Raw genomic sequence first — 22,729 nt, 5'->3', positions numbered from 1 at the left:
TTCGAGTCAATGTCAGAGGTGCCGGGTGACGGTTACGGAATCGGCCGGCCGCGCGTCGCCACCCACGGCGCGGGTGGTGGCCATCCTGAATTTCCTCGCCGGGCATCCGCACGAGCACTTCGGCCTGTCCGAGTTGGCTCGCCGCATCGGGTTGAGCAAGCCCACGTGCCTGGGCATCCTCACCACCCTCGCCGAGGCCGGCTACGTGCTGCGCGACGCTCAGGAGAAGACGTACCGGCTTGGGCCCGCGCTCATCTCACTGGGCCACACCGCGCAAGAATCGATGCGCGTCAGCCCCGGTGCGCGCGACGAACTACGGCGGCTCTCCGAAACGTTCAACGCCACCGCGGCCTTGTCAGGTGTGGTGGACGATCGCATCACCTTGCTGGAACTCGTGGCACCACCCGGCACTCCCGTCACGGTGCAAATCGGGCAGAGCTATCCGTTCGCACCGCCCGTCGGATTGATGTTCGTGCTGTGGGACGACCGGGCCGTCAAGGACTGGCTCGCCAAAGAACCGACCATCCCGCTGCGCACCGACAGTGAACGTCTCGACCGCGTCATCACCGAATGCCGTGCGTCGGGCTACCTGGTGGAACGGCTCACCCCCGGCGGCCGGCGCCTCTACGCACTGATGGCAGGCATGTCGAGCACCCTGCCCGACGAGCTGCGGGCGCTGCTCGGCGAGCTGATCTCCGATATCGGTGAACGCGTTTATCTCCCTGGCGATGAGCCGCTTGCGCGAAGAGCAGACAACTCAGAATCGGATTCCGACACGGTGGACATCAGCGTCATCGCCGCGCCGGTCTTCGACCATCATCAGCGCCAGGTGATGGTGGTCTCGCTGCAGATCGGCCGGGCCCTGTCCGACGTAGAGATCACCCGGCACGCCCGCGGGCTGTGCGCCGCCGCCGACGTGCTGACGGCCCAGCTGGGCGGATCGAAGCCGACGCGCTAACTCGTCGCTGCCAGGACGAACGGCAGCACCTCTGGCGCTCCGGCTTCTCGCAGCACCCTCGCGGCCATCGTCAGAGTCCAGCCGGTGTCCGTCATGTCGTCGACCAGCAGGACCGGGCCGTCGCAGTCGATCTGCGGACGCTCCCACGCCCCGCCAAGAGCCGCCACCCGGTAGGCCGAATTGGCCGCGGTCACCGGGCGCCGCTCGGGCGCATACCGCAGCGTGCCCAGATCGGTCAGGCGGCCGAGTTGAGCCAGCCGCTGCACGGTCGAGGAGATCAGCAGCGGATGGCTCTGCGAATCCAGCCCCATGACGGCGACCGGGCGGTTCTCCCAGTTCCAGGCCTTGAGCACCGCGACCGCGGCCTGCACGACGTCGTCGGTCACCTCCTGATCCGGCTCGGCCAGCAGTTTGCGCAACCGCGCGCCCCAGCCGAGATCGGTGAGGCGGCCGATGGCACGCCCTGGGGCGGCGCCGTCGTTGATGCGGCCCGACAGAGCGACTCCCAGGGACGCCAGGCCCGACGGCCACTGCTTGCGCGGCGCCACCGGGACCCCGGGGCGACGCAGCCGCTCCCGGGTGGCGGCCAGGGTGGCCTCGTCGACGGCGGTTTCGTAGCGGGTCCCGGTGCAGTTGTCGCAGCGGCCGCACCGCTGCCCGGGTTGGAGTTCGGGATCGTCGAGTTGCCCACGCAGAAACGCCATCCGACAGCCGTCGGTGTCCAGGTAATCGAGCATGGCCTGCTGCTCACGTTTCCTGGCCGCCTCCAGCGCGCGGTAGCGCTCCTCGTCGTAGCTCCAGGGCTCACCGGTCGAGATCCACCCGCCCTTGACCCGGCGCACCGCACCGTCCACGTCGAGCACCTTGAGCACCATCTCGAGTCGAGAACGGTTGAGATCGACCAGGGTTTCCAGCGCAGGAGCCGACTGCGGACGCTCGGGATCGAGTGCACGAATCACATTGCGCACCATGGATTCTGACGGGAAGGCCACGGAGGCGAAGTACCGCCAGACGTCTTGGTCCTCGACGCCGGGCAGCAGGATCACGTCGGCGTTGGCAGTGGCACGACCCGCCCGGCCCACCTGTTGGTAATAGGCGATGGGCGACGACGGCGCCCCCAGATGTACGACGAAACCGAGGTCGGGCTTGTCGAACCCCATCCCCAGGGCCGAGGTCGCGACAAGGGCTTTGACCTGGTTGTCCAGCAGGTCGGCCTCCAGCTGCTCCCGCTCCGCGGGGTCGGTGGAACCGGTGTAGGCGGCCACCTTGTGCCCCTGCTCGGACAGCAGGGCAGCCACGTCGTGGGCCTGGGCCACGGTCAGGGTGTAGATGATGCCGGATCCCGGGAGCGAATCCAGTTGTGCGGCAATCCACGCCGCCCGCTGTGCCGGATTGCCCGCCTTGACCACCGACAACCGCAGCGACTCGCGGTCCAGCCCGCCGCGCAGCACCAGAGTGTCCCTGCCGCCGACGCCCAGTTGCGCTGCTACATCGTTGACCACCCTGTCGTTTGCGGTCGCGGTGGTGGCCAGCACCGGGATCTCGGCACCGAGTTCGGCGATCAGTGTGCGGATGCGTCGATAGTCGGGGCGGAAGTCATGCCCCCAGTCGGACACGCAGTGCGCCTCGTCGACGACCACCAGGCCGGCATCAGCCGCGAGCGCGGGCAGAACGTTGTCTCGAAAGTCGGGGTTGTTCAACCGTTCCGGGCTCACCAGAAGGACGTCGAGTTCACCTGCGGCGACCCGTTGATGGATCGCGTCCCATTCGGTGACATTGCCGGAGTTGATGGTCGCGGCGGCCACCCCCGCGCGCTCGGCGGCCACGACCTGGTTGCGCATCAAGGCCAGCAGCGGCGACACGATCACCGTCGGACCGTGGCCTCTGCTGCGTAGCAGCTTGGCCGCGATGAAGTACACCGCCGACTTGCCCCACCCGGTGCGCTGCACGACCAGGGCCTGGCGGCGTTGCACCACGAGCGCCTCGATCGCGGTCCACTGGTCATCGCGCAGCACAGCGGCAGGCCCGGCCAGTTGTTCAAGAATCGTCTGGGCCTGTTCGCGGGTTGCCATGCCTCCATACTGCCGGGGCACACTGACAGCCACTCATCGCGCATCCAACCCCCCGGACCGCGCGGCAGATCAGTGGTCGACCGATGCTCTCTGCACACCAGCCTGCGCGGCCTGCCAGCGCCGCGGCGGCTGACCGTGGTGGCGCTGAAACGCCGTGGCGAAGGCGTACACCGAGCCATAACCGATCTGAGCGGCGATCTCGTCCAGCGTCGCTTCCGATGTGAGCAGAAGGTCCCGAGCCAACGTCATCCGCCAGTCCGTCAGATATTTCATCGGCGAATCCCCGACCACCTGCTGGAACGTCCGGGCGAAGGTGGCCCGGGACATATGGCCCAGCTTCGCCAATTCTTCTACAGTCCAAGGCTTTTCGGGCTCAGCGTGGATCACCTCGAGGATCGGTGCCAGACGCGCGTCGGATGCGCCGCGAAACCACGCGGGTGGGGTCGTGCTGCGGCTCAATCCTGCCCGCAGCCCGAATACCACCAGAACGTCGAGCAGCCTGTCGAGCACCGTTTGACGTCCCGGATTCTCGTGCTGCAGTTCGCGCGACAGCAAGGCCACGACGGAGTGGATCGGATCGTCGATGTTCGCCGGCAGCGGCAACACCGACGGCAGCGCGTCGACCAGGCCGCGCCCGATATCTCCGGCGAAACGGTAAGCGCCACAAAGAAAAACCGAGGCTCTATCGGACAGCGCCGCTTCGTCGGCGGGCTGCAGCGATCGGAATTCGTCCGGCAGCGCACAGGGTGCGCCCGGCTCATGGGCGATGCAGTGATCGGGCCCACCGCGCACAAAGGCCAGATCTCCTGGCCGAAGCTCGACCGGATCACCGATCCCGTCGACCCATAACCAGGCGGTCCCCTGGACGACGGCATGAACGGCAAGCTGGATGGCACCCGGAAGCCGCAGCCCCCAGGGCGGGACCGCGGCGGACCGTGCGAACACACCCCCTACCGCGCGGGCACGCACCAGATGCTCTTGAAGAGGATCCACCGATTGAGCGTCTCGCACAAAGAAATGAGCGTCAAGGCCATTGAGGAGCTCATTCGACGAGACGAACATGGATGCCATGGACGACAACACAGACCGGCCCACACTGGTGCTCGGCGCGACGGGAAAACCGGCTCACGGGTAGCCGCAAAGCTGGCCCAGCAGGGCACAGCTGTACGCACCGCCTCGCGCCACGGCAGCGACATCACCTTCGACTGGGATGACACAACAACTTTCGCGCCTGCACTTGCCGACGTCGGCGCCGTATACCTGGTCGCGCCCGTCATGCGGATGGACTACGCCGGCATCGTGTCCGGCTTCCTCGACCAAGCCGAGCAAGCCGGCGTCGACCACGTCACCTATCTCAGCGCGTATGCAATGGAGCTGGCCCCTGCGGACCTTCCGGTTCGCGCCGTGGAACTCGACCTGCTGTCTCGATCGGCGCTGACCACCTCGATCATCAGACCTGCGTGGTTCATGCAGAACTTCAGCGAGAGCTTCCTGATTCCCGTCGACGACACGATCGCCGTGCCGAACGGCCACGGCACCGAGGCGTACGTCCACACTGACGACATCGCCTCGGTCGCGGCCGCCACGCTGGCCAACCCCTCCGCGCACGCCGGTGCCGCCTATGCACCCACCGGACCAGAAGCACTGACGTTGTCACAAGCAGCGCAACACATCTCGGTGGCTACTGGCCGCGCGATCACCTACCATCCGATCGACCAGGACAGCTGGATCGACGCCATGATCGCTGCAGGCGTGCCCCGGGACTACACAACGATGTTGCGCCGGCTGACTTCAGCCATTGCCGACGGCAACGGCTCTCGCCCCAACGACGACGTCGTGACCGTCACCGGGCGGCCACCGATCAGCTTCGCCGAGTTCGCCGCAGAAGCCGCACAAACCTGGAAGCAATCCACCCTGACCACACAATCGAGGAGTGCACGATGAAGACGCCCATCGAGAACCTTGACGATTTCACCGCGCTCGACCCGTTTTTTCGGATCATCGAGCAGGGGCTCGACGGGCTTGTGGAACCAGGCCATTTCTTCGACCTCGTGGCAGAGGACGTCGTCACCGAGTACGTGATCACGGTGCCGGGGTACCCGCCGCGAGTCGACGGACGGCACGCGCTCGCGGAGCTCTACCGTCCCTACGGGACCGCGATGCAGCTCGACCGCTGTTTTGATCTGTCCGTGTACCACGATCCGCACCGAGGCGTCGCCATCCTGGAGTACGCGTCGGAAGGGCACACGGTCGACGGAAACCGGCCGTACGCCAACAGGTTCATCTCGGTGATCACGATCCGCAACCGGGAGGTCGTGCATTGGCGCGACTACCTCAACCCGGTCTCGGTGTTCAATGCGCTGGGCTGGCCGGATCGCTGAAACGAGCTGGGCCTTCCGATCGCGGAAGGCCCAGCGCGGCAACCCTTCTCGCGTGGTCAGGCCTTCGCCTTCTCGGCTTCCTGTTCGCGCTTGATTTCCAGGGCGATGTCGATGAGCTGGTCTTCCTGGCCGCCGATCAGCTTGCGCTGCCCGGCGCGGTGCAGCAGCTGGTGCGCGGGTACCCCGTAGCGCTCGGACTGGCGGATGGCGTGCTTGAGGAAGCTGGAGTACACACCCGAGTAGCCCATGATCAGCGCGTTGCGATCGAGCAGGCATTCAGCCGGCATCGCCGGTGCGACAACCTCTTCGGCAGCATCGGCGATGTCGAAAAAGTCGATCCCGGTCTTCACACCGATCTTGTCGAACACCCCGATGAGCGCCTCGACCGGTGCGTTACCCGCCCCTGCCCCGAACCGGCGGCACGACCCGTCGATCTGCTTGGCACCCGCACGCACGGCCTCGATGGAGTTGGCAACCCCCAGGCCGAGGTTCTCATGACCGTGAAAGCCCACCTGCGCATCGGAGCCGAGTTCGGCGACCAACGCCGCCACCCGGTCGGCCACCCCGTCCAAGACCAGCGCACCGGCCGAATCGACGACATACACGCACTGGCATCCGGCGTCGGCCATGATGCGGGCCTGCTTGGCCAGCTTCTCCGGGCTGATGGTGTGGCTCATCATCAGGAACCCCACCGTCTCCAGACCCAGCTCACGAGCCAGACCGAAGTGCTGGATCGACACGTCGGCCTCGGTGCAGTGCGTCGCGATCCGGCAGATCGACCCGCCGTTGTTCTGGGCTTCCTTGATGTCTTCCTTGGTGCCCACCCCCGGCAGCATCAGGAACGCGATCTTGGCTTCCTTGGCCGTCTCGGCGGCCAGCTTGATCAGCTCCTGCTCAGGGGTCTTGGAGAACCCGTAGTTGAAGCTCGAACCGCCCAACCCGTCGCCGTGAGTGACCTCGATGACCGGCACACCCGCGGCGTCGAGCGCCGCGACGATGGCACCGACCTCGTCGGTGGTGAACTGATGACGCTTGTGATGGCTCCCGTCGCGCAACGACGTATCGGTCATCCGGACGTCCCACACGGGGTTGAAGAAAATGTCAGCGGTCATCGGACTGCCTCCTCGACGCTGAGCGACTCTTTGGCGATCTCTTCGCCGACCTTGGTCGCCGCTGCGGTCATGATGTCCAGGTTTCCAGCGTAGGGCGGCAGGTAGTCACCCGCACCCTCCACTTCCACGAAAATGGTGACGAGGTGGTTGCCCCCGTTGACCACCGACGGCTCGTCGAACTGCGGCTCGTTGAGCAGCCGGTAGCCCGGCACGTACGTCTGCACCTCGGCCACCACATCCTTGATCGACGCCGTGATCGCGCCATGATCCGCATCCTCGGGAATCGCGCAGAAGATGGTGTCGCGCATGATCATCGGCGGCTCGGCCGGGTTGAGGATGATGATCGCCTTACCCTTGCGGGCCCCACCGATATCACGCACACCCGCACTGGTGGTCTTGGTGAATTCGTCGATGTTGGCCCGGGTACCCGGACCGGCCGAGGCAGACGACACCGATGCCACGATCTCGGCGTACGGCACCTCCACCACACGCGACACCGCGTACACCATCGGGATGGTGGCCTGCCCACCGCAGGTGACCATGTTGACGTTGGGTGCGTCCAGGTGTGCGCGCAAATTCGCCGGCGGGATGACGCCGGGGCCGACCGCGGCCGGGGTCAGGTCGATCGCGCGGATCCCAGCCTCGGCGTAGCGCGGTGCGGCGTCGCGATGCACGTAGGCACTGGTCGCCTCGAACACCAGATCCGGCTTCTCATCTTGCGCCAGAAGCCAATCCACCCCCTCGTGGCTGGTTTCCAAGCCCAGCTTGCGGGCCCGGGCCAGACCTTCGGACTGCGGGTCGATGCCGATCATCCAGCGCGGCTCCAGCCACTGCGACCGCAGCAGTTTGTACAGCAGGTCGGTACTGATGTTGCCCGACCCGACGATGGCAACGGATGCCTTGTCAGCCATATCGGCTCCTTATATTCGAATCTATTCGAAACTCAGTCTTACTGAACCTAACCCGGTGAACTCGGCCACGAAATCGCTGCCCGCAGGTGCATCTATCGCACGCGTGCACGAGCCCGGCAACACGATGTCGCCGGCCTTCAGACGCACACCGAAACTCTCCACCTTGCGGGCCAACCAGGCCACCGCGGTCACCGGATTACCCAGCACCGCATCGCTACGCCCCTCCGCGACCACCTCACCACGGTTGGTCAACACCGCGTCGATGGCCCGGATATCCACATCCTTGGGCGACACCCGCGCCTCCCCGAGCACCCATCCCGCCGAGGACGCGTTGTCGGCGATCGTGTCGCACAACTTGATCTGCCAATTGGTGATCCGGGTGTCGATCAACTCGATCGCAGGCGCGAACGCCGCGGTCGCGGCCAGCACATCCTCCTCGGTGCACCCCGCCCCGGGCAGATCGTCGGCAAGGATGAACCCCACCTCGACCTCGACCCGCGGATAGAGGTACTTCGACGACTTGACCGGCACGTTCTCGAAAACCTGCATGTCATCGAGGAGATGTCCGTAGTCGGGCTCATCGACGCCCATCATGTCCTGCATGGCCTTACTCGACAGCCCGACCTTGTGGCCGATCACCTTGGCGCCCGCGGCCACGCGCGCCCGGATGTTGATCAGCTGGATCTCGTAGGCATCCACCACATCGATGTCGCCGTACCGATCGGTCAGCGGGGTGGTCGGAACCTGGCTGCGCTCGGCCTGGGCCAGGTCTGCTGCCAGCTGATCACGAACCTCGACGCTCAGCATGGTGATGAAGTCCCCTCACTTGTTTGACCGGGACAGTTGTTGGATAGCCGGCCAATTCTATAACGTGTTCTACATGACTGGACAGGAGTATGACGTCGTCGTGGTCGGCAGCGGTGCTGCCGGCATGGTCGCCGCCCTCACCGCTGCCCACCAGGGCCTCTCGACAGTACTGGTAGAGAAGGCCCCGCACTATGGAGGTTCCACCGCGCGATCCGGCGGCGGGGTGTGGATCCCGAACAACGAGATTCTCAAGCGTGACGGGGTCAAAGACACCCGGGATGCCGCCCGCACGTATCTCCACACGATCATCGGCGACGTGGTGCCGCCGGAGAAGATCGACACCTATTTGGACCGTGGTCCGGAGATGCTGTCGTTCGTTCTCAAGAATTCGCCACTGAAGCTCTGCTGGGTGCCGGGATACTCCGACTACTACCCGGAGACACCGGGCGGCAAGCCCACCGGTCGTTCGGTGGAACCCAAGCCGTTCAACGCCAAGAAGCTCGGCCCCGACCTGGACGGCCTGGAACCGCCATACGGCAAGGTGCCGATGAACATGGTCGTGATGCAGCAGGACTACGTGCGGCTCAACCAGCTCAAGCGTCATCCCCGCGGCGTGCTGCGCAGCCTCAAGGTCGGCATCCGGTCCATGTGGGCCAACGCCACCGGCAAGAACCTCGTCGGGATGGGTCGTGCCCTGATCGCGCCGTTGCGCATCGGGCTGCGCGACGCCGGTGTGCCGGTTCTGCTCAACACCGCACTGACCGACCTCTACGTCGAGGACGGCGCGGTGCGCGGTATCTATGTGCGCACGGCAGGTTCACCGGAATCGGCTGAGCCGGAACTGATCCGGGCCCGGCGCGGCGTCATCCTCGGCAGTGGCGGCTTCGAACACAACGAGCAGATGCGGGTCAAGTATCAGCGCGCGCCCATCACCACCGACTGGACCGTGGGCGCCAAGGCCAACACCGGTGATGGCATCCTGGCCGCCGAAAAGCTCGGTGCGGCATTGGAACTCATGGAGGACGCGTGGTGGGGGCCCACGGTCCCGCTCGTCGACGCCCCGTGGTTCGCACTCTCGGAGCGCAACTCCCCCGGCTCGATCATCGTCAACATGGCGGGCAAGCGGTTCATGAACGAGTCCATGCCCTACGTCGAGGCCTGCCACCACATGTACGGCGGGCAGTACGGACAGGGACCGGGTCCTGGCGAGAACGTCCCTGCCTGGCTGGTCTTCGACCAGCAGTACCGCAACCGCTACATCTTCGCGGGACTTCAACCCGGACAACGCATTCCGAAGCGGTGGCTGGAATCCGGCGTGGTGGTGACGGCATCGACCCTGGCCGAGCTCGCGGAGAAGATGGGCGTGCCTGCCGACGCCTTCGCCCAGACCGTCGAGAGGTTCAACGGCTTCGCCCGCACGGGCGTCGACGCGGACTTCAAGCGCGGCGACAGCGCCTACGACCGCTACTACGGCGACCCCACCAACAAGCCGAACCCGAACCTCGGCGAGATCAAACACGGCCCGTTCTACGCAGCCAAGATGGTGCCCGGGGACCTCGGCACCAAGGGCGGTGTGCGCACCGATGTCCACGGCAGGGCGCTGCGCGACGACAACTCCGTCATCGAGGGCCTCTACGCCGCGGGTAACGTCAGCTCGCCGGTGATGGGGCACACCTACCCCGGCCCCGGCGGGACCATCGGCCCCGCGATGACATTCGGATACCTGGCGGCTCTCGATATCGCCGGAGCCGCCCCGGCGGCGACATCCAACTCGCGAAAGGCCTGATATGCCCATCGATGTCGACAAAGCGCTCGCCGCTGAATTGGATCCCATCGAATTCTCGTGGACCAGCAGCGATATCCAGCTGTATCACCTGGGTCTCGGCGCCGGTGCCGACCCGATGGCCCCGCGCGAGCTGCGCTACCTGACCGACGACACCCCCCAGGTGCTGCCGACCTTCGGCAACGTCGCCGCCAGCTTTCACATGACCGCTCCGCCGACGGTGCAGTTCCCCGGCATCGACATCGAGCTGTCCAAGGTGCTGCACGCCAGCGAGGCGGTCAGCGTGCCGGGCCCGATCCCGCCCAGCGGGACCGCGAAGTCGGTGCAGCGGTTCACCGAGATCTGGGACAAGGGCAAGGCTGCGGTCATCGTCAGCGAGACCACGGTGACCGATCCGGCAGGCAAGGTCCTGTGGACCACCAAGCGGTCGATCTTCGCCCGCGGCGAAGGTGGCTTCGGCGGCGAGCGCGGTCCGTCCACGTCCGCCGAAATCCCCGATCGCGCACCGGATCTCGAAGTTCCGCTGCCCACGCTGCCGCAGCAGGCACTGCTGTACCGGCTCTGCGGGGACCGCAACCCGTTGCACTCGGATCCCGCGTTCGCCGCGGCCGCCGGGTTCGACCGGCCGATTCTGCACGGCCTGTGCACCTACGGCATCGGCTGCAAGGCCATCGTGGACAATCTGCTCGACGGCGACGTGACACAGGTAGCGAGCTACGGCGCCCGCTTCGCCGGCGTGGTGTTCCCCGGAGAAACGCTGCAGGCCAACATCTGGAAGGAAGACGGCCGGTTCGTCGGCGTGCTGACCGCACCGAGTCGCGACAACACGGTCGTGCTCTCCGGCGTGGAACTCGTTCCGGCTTAGGTGGGCGCCCGCCGACAATCCGCTGAATTCGCTTTGGCCACATACCTTCTCCAGACACCGCCCATGCATCCGGCAACGGTTGCCGGCTATCCCACCGAGCCAACCGGAGGTCGCGGGCGGTGAACGCGGCCGATGTCACGACAGTTGGGCCTGAAATTCGCTATCGTTGTCGAATGCGTCACAGTGATTGCCAATGTGGTCATCAGCATTCGGCGCATCAGCACTATCGACGCGGCACGGATTGCGCGTTGTGTCCGTGCCGCCGTTATCGGCCCAACACCTTCCGCGGCAGGCTCGGTGCGTTGACATCGCGCCTGGTACACGGCGGTCGCGAGCACCCGAATTCCTTGAATGGGCAATGATTTTCCGTTCGCCCGATGATTCGGAGGATCAGCCCTCCGGGCCGCCGGCCCGCTTGAGATAGTCGAGGCAATCCGGCATGGTCCGCTCCGTCTGGACCATGCATACACCGACTGCGGGATCGGTCCCGTCATTGACGTCGGGGAACGGGATATCTCCTTGATAGAGCGACCACAGATGTTTGTCGGTCGTTGCCAGAAGTTCACAGTATGCGACAGATCCGTCGGCCGTGGTGCCATTACCCCCGCCCGGGCGGCACGGCGAGGCGATCACCGCCGGTCCGTTCGGGAGCGCCGCCGGCGGCGGAGCACCCGGTGCCGGCGGAGGCGACGGTTCAGCTGCGGTCGAGGTTGTCGTCGCCGCTTCCGAAGTGCTTTCTCCACCCGAACTCACCCGCGACAGCTGCACCCATACGTCGACGGCAGCCCCCAGAAGCAGACACACCGTGGCGAGCGCAACGGCAACGGCGACCCACGAATCCGGGCGCCCGACGGCCCCGGAGTAGCGATTGATGCCGAACTTGCCCTTGTCCGATACGTATGCGGTCCACGTGTGACCGTCCCAGAACCGATATTGATGGCGGCCGGTCAGATCGGTAGCCCAACGGCCTGTCGTGCCATTGTTCGGGGCACCAACTGGCGGCGCGACCGGCGCTCCGCAATCCCCACAGAATCGCTGCCCGGCAGAACTCACGTGCCCGAAAGGGCACGTGACAATGTCGGGCATCAGTGCAAGGCCGCATTCGCCACAGAACAGCCGGTCCGTCGGGTTTTCATGACCGGAGTCGCAGATCGCCGTCAACGTTCCCCGGCGGTCACTCACAGTCACCTCGACGCCTCTCGATAACGCCTGAATCCAGCGACGCAGTCCGTCACCCGTTGCACGATGCCCGACCGAATCGCGGTCGTTACAGCTTTGCCAAAGCTGCACCGCCCGGAGAAAAAGTACCCGACTCACGCAATACTGGCGAATCCGCTACGAGTTCCTGCGGGCGGGACCGCGGCTGCGCGCCCTCTGGTCAGGAGACGAAGGTCATCATGTGAACGACTGCGACCGCAACAGCACCCAGGGCGCAGCACACCGTCTCGAGCACGAGCAGTGCGGTACCCCGATCCAGCCGCGATGCTCCGTCCTCTGGCACCGTTCGCTCACGCTGATAGTTCGTGTACACGTAGAGAACACCCGCGAAGACGAACAGGGCGGCCCCGATCACGACGGCCACCTGAGCGTGACCGCGGCTGCGTCCCGCTTCTTCAGGACCATCATCTGTTCTGAGCGGTACACCACCTCGAACCCCTCCTCCGAAGTCAAGATGTCGACGGCGCTGGCGAAAGCCTCGGGCCGGACACCGGACCGGTATTGAAGGTACTTCTTGTCTTGGTCCGAGATGATCGCATACCGAACCGCGGGCGAGGCGGTGCAGTTCGCCAGCGCTCGAGCCGAAACGACGCAGTCGTCGGACAGGTCGAATCCCTTGGGTATCCCATACGCCGCGCCTTGGCCCCAATAGGCCAGCTGATCGGGGTCGACCTGCCGGACGACTTGGCTGGATATTGCGAGTTCTTCACGCGTGGTGTGCTCGAAGGAGACGTTCAAACCGCGGTTGGTGGTAACGAGAACCCCCAGAGCGAACACGATCGCGAAGCCTGCAACACCCGAGAGCATGCGGATCCGCTCTGGCAGCTGCAGTTGGATCACCGGGAGCAGCGCCATCGACATGAGCGCGGCCAACATCGGTGATGCGTAGAGGAAGCACCGAATCGCCACCTCGCCGCCGTAGCTTTGCACCACGACGATGCCGAACGGACTCAGCGCGAGCAGCATCATCAGGAAGCGATGACCGTCCCGCGGCAGCCTGAACCATCCGAGGCCGGCGAAGCCGAGCAACAGCAGGGAGGCGCCGATCCTCAGGTACTGCATGCGGCTGTAGTCGGGATCACCTGAAATCCTCGGCGCCACACTCGAATTGAGATTCTGGTCGACTCCACCCATGTCGGCCAGAAGCCCGCCGATATGTCCCTCCCAGTACGCGTACGCCCCGTAGAGAAACCAGGCGACGAACACGAGAGCGGCGGCCACCCAGAGCAACTTGTGGCGAGTCAACCCCAGCAACGAGAAAATGACCAGTGTCTCGATGGTCACCAGTGGCGTGAGCTGGTGCGCGACGACCAGGGCAGCGACGATCAGCAGGAGAACCAGTTCCACCGACTGGGTCCAGTACGGGCCCCGCCCGGCAACCCTGCCGGGTACCCGCATCCAGGACGTCAGGCAGCGGTGTAGCCATCCCCCGCGAAGCGCGGGGATCGCGGAACTACGCAGTTGCCAGAGCAGAACGGCCAGGATGGTCGCATAGAACTGCATGCCCACAGCCTGGGGCGCAAAATAATCCTGCTGGTACCAGTTGAAGAGGGTCAGCGACGTCACGGTCAGCCAGGCCAGCTTCTCGGTACGGCAAACCGCGAGCCCAATGGCGTATACCGGGAACATCAACAGAATCCCGAATACCAGTGACGCGCTGACCAGGAATGCCCCGCTGGTACCGAGTCCTCCAATGGTTGTCAGCCGGGCCGCCGCCGCGAAGAATCCCGCCCAGCTGATGCGTGCGTCAAGTGGTGGCGGAAGCGCGTCGAGTCTCAGGATCCAGTCACTGATGAACTGGTGCACATAGGCGGTCACGAATGGAGCCGTGCGGTCAGCCCAGCCCACGGGCATGGTGATGTACGCGATCAGAACGACATTCGACACAGACAACATCGCACGGTCGGTTCCGGCCCGGCGGTACTCGATCACGAGAACAACAGCCAACAAACCGAGACCGATGAAGTAGTCCACGCCCAGAGCGGCGATCAAGCCCAGGTTGCCGACCGCCATGGTGTCCAACCGCAGCACCGCCGAGACAAAGCAGCCGATCGCCGCGGCGAGCAGAACGATGCTGGGGACACGATTACCCTTGGGCGCCAATCGTTCCCGCACAGCGGCCACGGCAGCGGGAATACCGATCGACTCGCGGTTCAACCGCCATTGCCGGGCCAGAAAACACGTTGCGACAGCCGATGCGATCAACAGCACGAATTGAATCGAATACGGCTGATGCCAATTGCCGATGATGTTCGCTTGCGACAGCAGAATGTTGCACGCGATCGACGTACTGACCGCAACGCCGCCGAAGACACCGTTCGTGGGCAGCTTCAGCAGCGCCGCCGCCGGAATCCCCGGCAGGGTGATCGCAACGAGGGACACGATGACAGTCCTGATGCCTGCCGGCACCATGTCGGCGGCCCCGCCCATCGTCAGCAACGTCAACGCAAGTGAGAGCGCAATCAGGGCCGAGGACGCCAGGACGACCAACGGAGTGCCTGCAGGCAATCCGGTCGACGCACCGGTGTCGAGCTCGCCCGACTGAGACTCCACCTGCCCAGACTCGGAAGACGCCGGTACGGTCGGCCACATCCGTCGTGCGAGGTGGTCGATGCCGAGCGTCACCGCAACAGGGTACCCGTTAGCTGATGGGCTCCGAATAATCACGTCGCAGACCTTCTGGCAAACTCACTGCGGCGCACACAACAGGCCGGCTGGGTCACGTTCCCGCGTAGGACCAGATCGAGACCCAGTCGACCAGCAAGCGGCCCCTGTGCGTTCCGTTGCCCTGGGTTTCAGTTTGCAGCTGCCAGCGCATGGGTTTGTTCGCGACATATCGGGTGCTCTGGAGAACCAACGTGTCATCGAGGAGGAACCGGACCCGCCCTGGCGACCATTCGATCGTGTACACGTGCCACCCGGTGAATGGCACACCGGCGTCCGCGGTCTCCTGACCCCCGCTCGACAACGCGTAATGATGGAACGCGCTCGGTGTTCCTGCCAGCGAACCCTCTGGGAAGTCTTCTTCACCGTCGGTGGGCCACTTCTCCGATTGCGGCCACAGCAGCCAAGCGATGTGGTATTCGCTGAGATCCGGGGTGTCGACGCGCAGCCGCGCGGAGTACCGGCCGTAGGTCTGATACAGGCTGCCGTTCGGCAGTAGCGGCGCGGGATTGGCGCCCGCCGGCTGACCGTCGACGTTGTGCAGATCGAAGACGAGCATGCCGTTCGAGACACTGAGCACCTGGTCGGCGCGATACGGTCGGTGCTGATAGGTGTCGGTATAGGTCTGGGGGTAGGTCAACCACTGCTGCCCTTGCGCGCCGACGTAGACGATCTTGCTCGGGTCCGACGGGTTGGCCCAGCTGCCGACGGGTGCATCAAGCGTGAAATCGTCGGCGAAGATGTGCTTCCACCCGGGAAGATCCGCGACCGGTGCCGGCGTAACGTCACCCGATCCGGGCGGGGTCGTCGGAGGTGCGGCGTCAGGCACAACGGTCACCGTATCGACCAGGAGCAAACGGGTGCAGTTGCCCCTGGCGTAGGGATTCGTGAAAGACACTCCGATGGTGTGCGAACCGGCCGGGATCGTCGCTGATGCCGAGTAGTCCGACCACGACGTCGTCCCTACGGTGCCACTGCCGACATTCGCTCCGTCGACGGTGACGGTCATGACAGGCGCCCCTCGGCACTGCTGGCCCTCGGCACGGACCGTGACCTTGATCGATGCCGGCAAGGATGCAGCCCAGCGCGCTGTAGAGGCGCCCCTCAGCACCAGTGCGGCGCCGCCAGAGGCGGAGCGGTCACGCACGATCCAACCGGCCGACGACGGTGTGACAGTCATCGACTCCGCCTCAACGCCCGCGACATCCGCCGCCATCGCGGCCGGTGCCCGCAGCGGACCGATGCCGAAGGACGCGAGGGCCACGATGGAGACCAGAGCACAGCACAACCGGATCATCACGACTCCATCGGAATTGGCAGCGGACTAACACGGATGCGAGCGGAACAACCGTATTCGCTGTGCTGGCAAGTTCACAGGAATCTCTCCTACCACTTTGGCAACAAGATGGCCACGGTGAGGTAAATCCCATAGACGTGCTGTTACCCCCAACAACCAGCGACATCCGAACAGATCCGATATGTCAGCAAGGCGCGACTGGGACCTCGCACAGTAAGCTGGTCGACGCTCAGCAACTGTCCGATTCCATTCCGGTCATCACGTCCGGCCCGGATGCCGCCAATCAAGGAGATCGATGTCCTTCGCGTTCCGGCGTGCCGGCCATGTAGCTCTGGCCGCCGCAATCGTTGCCGCCGGCGTGATCATGGTGGCCGTGGTGTCCACGAGCCGTCTTCAGCCGCGGGCGATGGCCGAACCTGACAACGGCAACTGCCCCAACACCGCGGCCGCGGCCTTCGGATGGGGCACCCCCAACCGCGTCGACGACTTCTCCGACGCTGCGTCCCTGGAAAGCTGGGGTGTCTACGACAGCCCCGGTCACAACGGCAACGGCCGCCGCACCCCCAAGGCGATGTCCGTCTCCAACGGCGTCCTCACCATCACAGGAGATTCCGCGGGCAACTCCGGGGGTATGGCATGGATGCCAGGCCAGATGTACGGTCGCTGGGAGGTATGCGCCAAATCGCCCGCAGCAGCACCGGATTACCACTCGGTTCTGTTGCTCTGGCCCGATGTCGTCGACTGGCCCGCGGGCGGGGAGATCGACTTCATGGAGGCCACAGAGCCGGCCCGGCAGTCAGTCGAGGGTTGGTTGCACTACGGCGCGGACGACGACAAGGTGAACGGCGACATCCATGTCGACGCCACCCAGTGGCACAGCTGGGCCGTCGAATGGACACACAGTCGGATCGCGATGTATCTCGACGGCAAAGTGTGGTGGGAGACCACGGATACGGCACAGTTTCCGCCCGGCCCGATGCACCTGTGCCTACAGCTCGACAACTTCGGCGCAGACATCAGCCAGGGCGGCCAGATGCTCGTGGACTGGACCCGCCAATATCCGGCGTAAGCCGAGTAATCAACGTGGCGGACTGAAACGGCCTTCCGTGGTCACGGCCGACGCCGGCGGAGGCCACGGCTCACGGTCGCCCGGCCGTACCCGGCAGCCGTCACCCCCAGACCGACGCAGATCATCGCCGCACGTGCCAGTCCGTCGCGGGACATCGACCCGACTTCACGGAACAGCGCTCGCGGCAGCACCCGCGTGACGTACGCGCGCTCGCTGCTCAGTTGGTCATCGTCCCCGACCAGGGCCATCACCACGGCTTTTGACAGGCCTTCGTGGTAACACCGCCGAACGAAGTATCGAACGGTGGCGCGATCCGATGAAACATGATGGTGCACACGCATGTCGGGATCGAACAAGATCTGTGCGGAATCGCCTGCGGCGCGGACGCGGATGCACAGTTCGGTCTCTTCACCGCCGACGGGAACCGCCCCGACGCGGCCGACCTCCGATTTGAACCCCCCGACGGACTCCAGCGCCGACCTTCGCAACGACATATTGCATCCGATCGGATTTCGAACCGGTGCAACGATTGTCGGTTGACCGGTATAGCTGCACCCCACCACCCAGTCAAACTCGCGGGGCATCCACGCGGGCCTCGCTCCGGGCCATACCGCCACCGCATACCCACCGACGCCGACCACCGTGGGGTCCTGATAGTGACCGATCAGCCGTTGGGCCCACTCGGAGTCAGCCTCGGCATCGTCGTCGAGGAACGCCACCACATCGCCGCGGGCAGCGCTGACGCCCGTGTTCCTCGCCCCCGACAGTCCCTGCTGCTCGGCATTCGGTATCACCTTGACCCTGTGCTCCCCGCTGTAGCGGTCGGTCACCCGGGTCTGTAGTTCGTCGCAGTGGTCGATCACGACGATCACTTCGGTGTCCTGATCCACTTGGTCGAGCACAGAATCCACCGACCGGCACAGGTCTGACCAGCGCCGCATGGTGTATGCGCAGATCACGACCGACAGCGTGGCCACGCCTTCCGACAGGCCCAACGGCATACCGCTCGGGCTTGGTGCGACACCGTTGTTGGGCGCGACACTGCCCGTATCGCCAGCAGGACGAGGACGGCGGCGCGCGGCGCGCGCAGCGCTCACCTTGAACAGAACCGCACGTTTTGCCAGGACGTCGACGGAGTTGACCCGGCCGAGCACACGGTCCAGGCGAGGCACCGCCCACCGTGGATCCTTGGCCAATTCACTTGCGAAGGCGTTCTGCTCGGCAAGTTGGATGCGTGCCGAAGTCAACGCGGTGGCCGACCCATTGCGGACGCGATAGGACATGAGCGTCCGGTCGATGCCGTAGAAGTCGCCGAAGTGCAAGAGCCGTACCCACAGGTCCAAGTCCATCGTGAACACCACGTGGCCGCGCATCCCGCCGCATCTATCGAAGTCGGTCCGCCGGAACATCACCGACACGGGAGCGCCGATCGGGTTCTTGCCGCTGCGCACGATTCGCCGGACCACAGATTGCCCCGACTGCTGGCCGGTGATGCCGCGCAGTCCCCGGCTCTCGATGAGCAGCTCGCCGCGGTCGTCGATGAAATGGGCACGGGCCGCCACCAGACTGACATCCGGCCGGTTCTCCAACACTGCGACCTGCTTGGTCACGCAGTCGGGCTCGAGGGTGTCATCGGCACTGATCAGTTTGACGAACTCGCCGGTGCTCGAGCGGACCGCGAGATTATGGTTGTCCACGCTCGGCACTGTGACGGCATTTCGGATCACTCGGACCCGGTCATCGGCGATCTTCCTGAGGATCGACTGCGTCTCATCGGAACTGTTGTTGTCGACGATGACGACTTCGAGATTCGGATAGTCCTGTGCCAGGACACTGTCGACCGTATCCTGCAAATACGGGCCGGCCTGGAAAGCGGGGATGCACAACGACACTTTGGGTCGACTCGAGCGGGCACTTCCCGGTGCCGGGCCGAGCAACGTCTCCTGGTCCAAGCCCAAATCCCTCTGCTCGATTGTGGCCCAACGTCATCGGTCGGCCCATGCTACCGGCAAACTATCTGCGGTTCGCCATCTCGCACCTTAGCCGACATTTCACCGTCTCAGATGCCTGAGTTTGCGATAAACAGTTTGCTGCATCCACAATAAGCCATGGCCTCACGGCCATCTCGAGCTACCGTCCACGTGGCCGGCGCGGCCCGACGAATCAGGAGCGCATACGTGAGCCAATCCCCGGTGGCCGTCATCGGGACCGGATTCGCCGGTTTCGGCGCCGGCCATCGCCTCGAAGCTGCGGACACTCCGTACGTCGTATACGACAGGAACGCCTACATCGGAGGTCACACCGCCAGCCACGAACTTGCCGGCGGTTTCATCTTCGACCAGGGACCGCATGTCTCCTTCGCCAAAGACGAGCGGATCCAGCGAATTCTCTCCGACGCCGTCCACGGACGCTACGAGGCCGTCAGAATCGGGCTGGACAGCTATTGGCAGGGCCGCACGGTCACCCACCCAGTCCAGGTGAACCTGCACGGCCTGCCGGTCGACCTCACCGTGCGCATTCTGATGGATCTGGCCGCCGTGTCGTCGGCGCCCGCGGATGAACCGCCGCCCGGCGACTACGAGACGTGGCTGCGCAAGTCCTACGGCGACACCTTCGCCGAGACATTTCCCATCCCCTACGGGCTCAAGTACCACACCACGCCGATGGCGAACCTGACGACCGACTGGCTCGGCCCACGGATGTACCGGCCATCCCTGGAGGAGGCGCTGCGGGGCGCACTGTCCGCAGAGCCTCAACGAAATCTCCACTACGTCACACATTTTCGCTATCCGACTGAAGGCGGATACGCCGCCTACCTTTCGTCGTGGGTGGCACGCACCGATGTGCGGCTGAACCACCGCGTCATCGGTATCGACCCCGCACAGCGGATCCTGCGCTTCGCCGACCGACGCGAAACCGCCTTCGGGCAACTCATCTCCTCGATTCCGCTGCCCGATCTGGTGCCACTCATCGACAACGCACCGGACGAGGTTATTGCGGCGGCCGAACGGTTGGCCTTCTCGTCGGTCGTCCTGGTCAACCTGGGCGTCGACCGTCCCGGGCTGGGCGGCGACACCCACATCCGGTACGTCTACGACGCCGATATACCCTTCTCGCGCATCAGCTTTCCCCACCGTCTCTCACCGCGGGTAGTCCCGACAGGGGCGAGCGCAGTCCAGGTCGAGTGGTACTTCTCGGAGAAGTACAAGCCGCTGACCACACGCCCTGACGAACTCGTGGAACCGACTGTTCATCATTTGCGCGCGATGGGCATCATCGCGCCCGACGATCGAATCCTGGTGTCGGAGGCACAGTTCTGCCGCTACGCCAACGTGATCTACGACCACGACCGTGCAGATGCCGTTGCCGTCATCCGCGCATTCCTCGATCAAGTCGGTATCCACACCTGTGGACGCTACGGCGAATGGAACCACTCATGGACCGATGAGTCCTTTCTCAGCGGTGAGCGCGCCGCCGAAGCTGCACTGGCCGCCGCGCACGATCACCGCCCCGCCAGCCGCGCGACAATCGGCGCGACCATGTCGACGTCGGCGCCCAAGTTGAAGTAACTGAACCCGAACCGCTCCCGCACCTCCAACAACCGCTCGACACAGCCTTCGACGCTGCCGGTCAGCACGGCGGGCGACTCCGCCATCACCGCCTCGTCGGCGGCAAGGCTCGCAGCGAAGCTGGACACCGACCGCCGGGCGGCATGTGACGAATTGGTGACATCCACCAAATAGGCGGTGAATTGGAGCTCCGGACCACCCTCGCCACGGCCCGCCGTTTGCCATGCCGACCGTATCCACTCGACCTTTTCTGCGAGCCGTTCGGCGCGCAGATCCGCAGCAGCCTCGGCGCCCGGACGGCTCCCCCGCAGCCGAGCATGTACACCGACGATGTCGGCGACCCTCGCCGCCAGCTCCAACGCCATACGGCCGCCACCACCGATCATCACGGGTGGCCGGGGCCGCTGAACCGGTTTCGGCAGCCCATCGAGACTCTTGATCGTGTAGTGCCGCCCACCGAAGGAAAACGGTCCGGGACCGAACAATCCGTCGATGACGGCGACTGACTCTTCGAGTCTGGCGAGACGAACTGGTGCTGGATCGAATCGCATGCCGGCAGCATCGTATTCCGACTCCATCCAACCGGCGCCCAAACCGATTTCCACGCGTCCGCCGCTGAGGACATCGAGGGTCGCCAGTGTTTTGTGCAGCAGCACCGGATGGCGGTAATCGTTGGACAGCACGAGGGTGAGCAAGCGGATACTGGTCGTCTGCTCGGCCGCCGCGGTCAGGACTGTGAGCGGATCCATGACCCAACCCGCGGTGAAATGATCCGATACCGAGAGTGCGGAGAAACCTAGATCCTCGATGCGTCGGATCGAATCGCGCCAAATCTTCACCGAGCCTTCGAGCTTCGGCATCGGGGCGATGAATCGAAAGGGTCTTGAGTTCACCGCAGCACCTCCAGGCGCGGCAGGGCGACGAAACACCTTGCGCCCCAGGATTGGGTGTACATCAGGTCACCGGCGATCCCGTTCGCGGACGGCCACGGAAGGATGATCACGTCGTCGGGCCTGGCCGTCGCAATCTCCGACGGAGCACCGACGCGGATCATCACACCCGGCAGCAGTTTGTCCTGCTTGGCCGGCGCGCGATCGACGACGAACGCCACCTGGTCGTTGCCGATGCCGGCGATGTTGAGCAGGGTGGTGCCACGCGCCGCGGCGCCGTATCCCGCGACCGTGCGCCCCGAACGACGCAGGTCTTCGAGGTGGTCCACAAGTTGGGAACACGTGTCCTGCACACGCCGTCTCAAACCGACAAATCCTGTTGCGCAGTCGATCTGCGCCGCCGTCTCCGCGGTCCGCACCGGCTGGGGCGCGAACACATCGTCATCTATGCCGAGGTCGTCTGCGCGGCGTGCCGCCAAAACCTGCATGGTGCCGCCGTATTCCGTGATCCGGCGAGCAGCGATCACCTCGAGGCCGTGACGGTCGAGCGCCCGGTCAAGGCTGATCAGCGACAGATAGGTCCGGTGGGTGTGAGCCACCACATCGAACTGACCGTCGGCAAGACCAAGCACGTGGTGAAAGTCGATGGCGACCACGCCTTTTGGTGCGAGTGAGGCCTCTACGCGACGGAGCAGACCGTCGAAATCTTCCACATGCGACAGCGCGTGTCCGACGAGGATCAACTCGCTTGGTTCCGCCCCGTCAGAGGGCATTCCGGCGAAGACACGGCCGGCGTTCGACAATCGCTCCGCCGGCAACCCACCGGACCCGTCCACGTCGATGACAACACGCGGTCCTGACGGCAGGAAGCGTTCGATCGTTCCGATCCACGGGTCGCCCTTCGACATCGCCATCGCATGCCCGTGCGCTGGACGCGGTCCGTCGGGCCGGGGCCCGGGCAGTTGAACGAGCCCGCATGCCGGGCAAATCGTCAACACGACGGGGGCCTGTGGAGCCGGCCGTGGATCGCCCAGTTCGATAAGCGAATCGGGGTCGGGCTGTAACCCCAAGTCGAGCAGTGTCTCCAGCGAACGTGCGCCGCACGAGCAGCAAACCATAACGGTGCATCCTCC

The 22,729-nt window shown here is 65.0% G+C and carries 19 protein-coding genes and 1 pseudogene; 7 read left to right on the top strand and 13 right to left on the bottom strand.

The genetic code is table 11. From position 1 onward, the window contains the following. The first annotated feature begins 25 nt into the window (after window positions 1-25). Window positions 26-958, top strand: a complete 933-nt coding sequence (locus tag RMCB_RS05110; protein WP_062827912.1) for an IclR family transcriptional regulator — start codon at window positions 26-28, stop codon at window positions 956-958. Here the strand turns inward: RMCB_RS05110 and RMCB_RS05105 are convergent. Together RMCB_RS05105 and RMCB_RS05100 are read right to left on the bottom strand one after the other, a co-directional pair. Further along, entirely contained in the window at window positions 955-3,030 is a 2,076-nt protein-coding gene (locus RMCB_RS05105) for a RecQ family ATP-dependent DNA helicase (protein WP_062827911.1), read from the bottom strand. The genes RMCB_RS05110 and RMCB_RS05105 overlap by 4 nt on opposite strands. Window positions 3,031-3,099: 69 nt before the next feature. Then, complete coding sequence (locus RMCB_RS05100) at window positions 3,100-4,101, bottom strand: AraC family transcriptional regulator (RefSeq protein WP_201028235.1); 1,002 nt, start codon at window positions 4,099-4,101, stop codon at window positions 3,100-3,102. 210 nt (window positions 4,102-4,311) lie between these two features. Between RMCB_RS05100 and RMCB_RS05095 the strand changes: the two genes are divergently transcribed. Beyond that, window positions 4,312-4,974, top strand: coding sequence for a Rossmann-fold NAD(P)-binding domain-containing protein (locus RMCB_RS05095; RefSeq protein WP_456152457.1), 663 nt, complete (start codon window positions 4,312-4,314; stop codon window positions 4,972-4,974). Then, on the top strand, window positions 4,971-5,411 hold the full coding sequence (locus tag RMCB_RS05090) for a nuclear transport factor 2 family protein (protein ID WP_062827909.1): 441 nt from the start codon (window positions 4,971-4,973) through the stop codon (window positions 5,409-5,411). The genes RMCB_RS05095 and RMCB_RS05090 overlap by 4 nt, the downstream gene beginning before the upstream one ends. Before the next feature lie 56 nt (window positions 5,412-5,467). Here the strand turns inward: RMCB_RS05090 and dmpG are convergent, their stop codons facing one another. From dmpG to RMCB_RS05075, 3 genes are read right to left on the bottom strand one after another with little or no spacing between them, the layout of a single operon-like run. Next, complete coding sequence (gene dmpG / locus RMCB_RS05085) at window positions 5,468-6,523, bottom strand: 4-hydroxy-2-oxovalerate aldolase (RefSeq protein ID WP_062827908.1); 1,056 nt, start codon at window positions 6,521-6,523, stop codon at window positions 5,468-5,470. Continuing rightward, on the bottom strand, window positions 6,520-7,434 hold the full coding sequence (locus tag RMCB_RS05080; RefSeq protein ID WP_062827907.1) for an acetaldehyde dehydrogenase (acetylating): 915 nt from the start codon (window positions 7,432-7,434) through the stop codon (window positions 6,520-6,522). The genes dmpG and RMCB_RS05080 overlap by 4 nt, the downstream gene beginning before the upstream one ends. A 21-nt stretch (window positions 7,435-7,455) precedes the next feature. Further along, window positions 7,456-8,241, bottom strand: coding sequence for a 2-keto-4-pentenoate hydratase (locus tag RMCB_RS05075; protein WP_062827906.1), 786 nt, complete (start codon window positions 8,239-8,241; stop codon window positions 7,456-7,458). A 73-nt stretch (window positions 8,242-8,314) separates the two neighbouring features. On the opposite strand from RMCB_RS05075, the gene kstD reads away from it, so the two are divergent. Together kstD and RMCB_RS05065 are read left to right on the top strand one after the other, a co-directional pair. Then, on the top strand, window positions 8,315-10,027 hold the full coding sequence (gene kstD, locus RMCB_RS05070) for a 3-oxosteroid 1-dehydrogenase (RefSeq protein ID WP_062827937.1): 1,713 nt from the start codon (window positions 8,315-8,317) through the stop codon (window positions 10,025-10,027). A 1-nt stretch (window position 10,028) separates the two neighbouring features. Continuing rightward, window positions 10,029-10,889, top strand: coding sequence for an enoyl-CoA hydratase ChsH3 (locus tag RMCB_RS05065; protein ID WP_062827905.1), 861 nt, complete (start codon window positions 10,029-10,031; stop codon window positions 10,887-10,889). A gap of 390 nt (window positions 10,890-11,279) precedes the next feature. Here the strand turns inward: RMCB_RS05065 and RMCB_RS05060 are convergent, their stop codons facing one another. The 4 genes from RMCB_RS05060 to RMCB_RS05045 all read right to left on the bottom strand — a co-directional run bounded on the left by RMCB_RS05060 (window position 11,280) and on the right by RMCB_RS05045 (window position 16,068). Then, complete coding sequence (locus RMCB_RS05060; RefSeq protein WP_131805490.1) at window positions 11,280-12,077, bottom strand: zinc ribbon domain-containing protein; 798 nt, start codon at window positions 12,075-12,077, stop codon at window positions 11,280-11,282. 190 nt (window positions 12,078-12,267) lie between these two features. After that, window positions 12,268-12,462 (bottom strand): hypothetical protein, encoded by a 195-nt coding sequence (locus RMCB_RS05055; RefSeq protein ID WP_131805489.1) that lies wholly within the window; start codon window positions 12,460-12,462, stop codon window positions 12,268-12,270. Then, window positions 12,459-14,732, bottom strand: a complete 2,274-nt coding sequence (locus RMCB_RS05050; RefSeq protein ID WP_062827903.1) for a hypothetical protein — start codon at window positions 14,730-14,732, stop codon at window positions 12,459-12,461. The genes RMCB_RS05055 and RMCB_RS05050 overlap by 4 nt, the downstream gene beginning before the upstream one ends. Window positions 14,733-14,826: 94 nt before the next feature. Next, the gene (locus RMCB_RS05045) at window positions 14,827-16,068 is read right to left on the bottom strand and encodes a carbohydrate-binding domain-containing protein (RefSeq protein WP_062827902.1); all 1,242 of its coding nucleotides are present in this window, start codon (window positions 16,066-16,068) and stop codon (window positions 14,827-14,829) included. A 295-nt stretch (window positions 16,069-16,363) separates the two neighbouring features. Between RMCB_RS05045 and RMCB_RS05040 the strand changes: the two genes are divergently transcribed. Then, window positions 16,364-17,137 carry a glycoside hydrolase family 16 protein gene (locus RMCB_RS05040; RefSeq protein ID WP_062827901.1) on the top strand — a complete coding sequence of 258 codons (774 nt, stop codon included), beginning with the start codon at window positions 16,364-16,366 and terminating at the stop codon, window positions 17,135-17,137. A 41-nt stretch (window positions 17,138-17,178) separates the two neighbouring features. Here RMCB_RS05040 and RMCB_RS36435 read toward each other — a convergent pair whose 3' ends face one another. After that, on the bottom strand, window positions 17,179-19,089 hold the full coding sequence (locus RMCB_RS36435) for a glycosyltransferase family 2 protein (protein ID WP_234791999.1): 1,911 nt from the start codon (window positions 19,087-19,089) through the stop codon (window positions 17,179-17,181). Between the two features lie 225 nt (window positions 19,090-19,314). On the opposite strand from RMCB_RS36435, the gene RMCB_RS05025 reads away from it, so the two are divergent. Beyond that, window positions 19,315-20,706: a protoporphyrinogen/coproporphyrinogen oxidase gene (locus RMCB_RS05025; protein ID WP_234791997.1), complete on the top strand. Its 1,392-nt coding sequence runs from the start codon at window positions 19,315-19,317 to the stop codon at window positions 20,704-20,706. Here RMCB_RS05025 and RMCB_RS05020 read toward each other — a convergent pair. The 3 genes and pseudogenes from RMCB_RS05020 to RMCB_RS36950 all read right to left on the bottom strand — a co-directional run. Next, the gene (locus RMCB_RS05020) at window positions 20,640-21,599 is read right to left on the bottom strand and encodes a TIGR03621 family F420-dependent LLM class oxidoreductase (RefSeq protein ID WP_131805488.1); all 960 of its coding nucleotides are present in this window, start codon (window positions 21,597-21,599) and stop codon (window positions 20,640-20,642) included. The two genes, RMCB_RS05025 and RMCB_RS05020, sit on opposite strands and share 67 nt — an antisense overlap. Then, entirely contained in the window at window positions 21,596-22,510 is a 915-nt protein-coding gene (locus RMCB_RS05015; protein WP_062827899.1) for a class I SAM-dependent methyltransferase, read from the bottom strand. The genes RMCB_RS05020 and RMCB_RS05015 overlap by 4 nt, the downstream gene beginning before the upstream one ends. Window positions 22,511-22,564: 54 nt before the next feature. Beyond that, window positions 22,565-22,714, bottom strand: a pseudogene (locus tag RMCB_RS36950) (transferase); the annotation flags it as partial. Between the last annotated feature and the right edge of the window lie 15 nt (window positions 22,715-22,729).

The sequence above is a fragment of the Mycolicibacterium brisbanense genome, from assembly GCF_001570425.1.
GTDB classification, from domain to species: domain Bacteria; phylum Actinomycetota; class Actinomycetes; order Mycobacteriales; family Mycobacteriaceae; genus Mycobacterium; species Mycobacterium brisbanense.
This window is presented reverse-complemented; position numbering and strand designations above follow the sequence as displayed.

Coding starts and splice junctions, on each gene's coding strand:
- RMCB_RS05040 (WP_062827901.1), top strand. CDS start 16,364: ATGTCCTTCGCGTTCCGGCGTGCCGGCCATGTAGCTCTGGCCGCCGCA.
- RMCB_RS05080 (WP_062827907.1), bottom strand. CDS start 7,434: ATGGCTGACAAGGCATCCGTTGCCATCGTCGGGTCGGGCAACATCAGT.
- dmpG (WP_062827908.1), bottom strand. CDS start 6,523: ATGACCGCTGACATTTTCTTCAACCCCGTGTGGGACGTCCGGATGACC.
- RMCB_RS05105 (WP_062827911.1), bottom strand. CDS start 3,030: ATGGCAACCCGCGAACAGGCCCAGACGATTCTTGAACAACTGGCCGGG.
- RMCB_RS05095 (WP_456152457.1), top strand. CDS start 4,312: ATGGACTACGCCGGCATCGTGTCCGGCTTCCTCGACCAAGCCGAGCAA.
- RMCB_RS05075 (WP_062827906.1), bottom strand. CDS start 8,241: ATGCTGAGCGTCGAGGTTCGTGATCAGCTGGCAGCAGACCTGGCCCAG.
- RMCB_RS05090 (WP_062827909.1), top strand. CDS start 4,971: ATGAAGACGCCCATCGAGAACCTTGACGATTTCACCGCGCTCGACCCG.
- RMCB_RS05015 (WP_062827899.1), bottom strand. CDS start 22,510: ATGGCGATGTCGAAGGGCGACCCGTGGATCGGAACGATCGAACGCTTC.
- RMCB_RS05100 (WP_201028235.1), bottom strand. CDS start 4,101: ATGGCATCCATGTTCGTCTCGTCGAATGAGCTCCTCAATGGCCTTGAC.
- RMCB_RS05045 (WP_062827902.1), bottom strand. CDS start 16,068: ATGATCCGGTTGTGCTGTGCTCTGGTCTCCATCGTGGCCCTCGCGTCC.
- kstD (WP_062827937.1), top strand. CDS start 8,315: ATGACTGGACAGGAGTATGACGTCGTCGTGGTCGGCAGCGGTGCTGCC.
- RMCB_RS05065 (WP_062827905.1), top strand. CDS start 10,029: ATGCCCATCGATGTCGACAAAGCGCTCGCCGCTGAATTGGATCCCATC.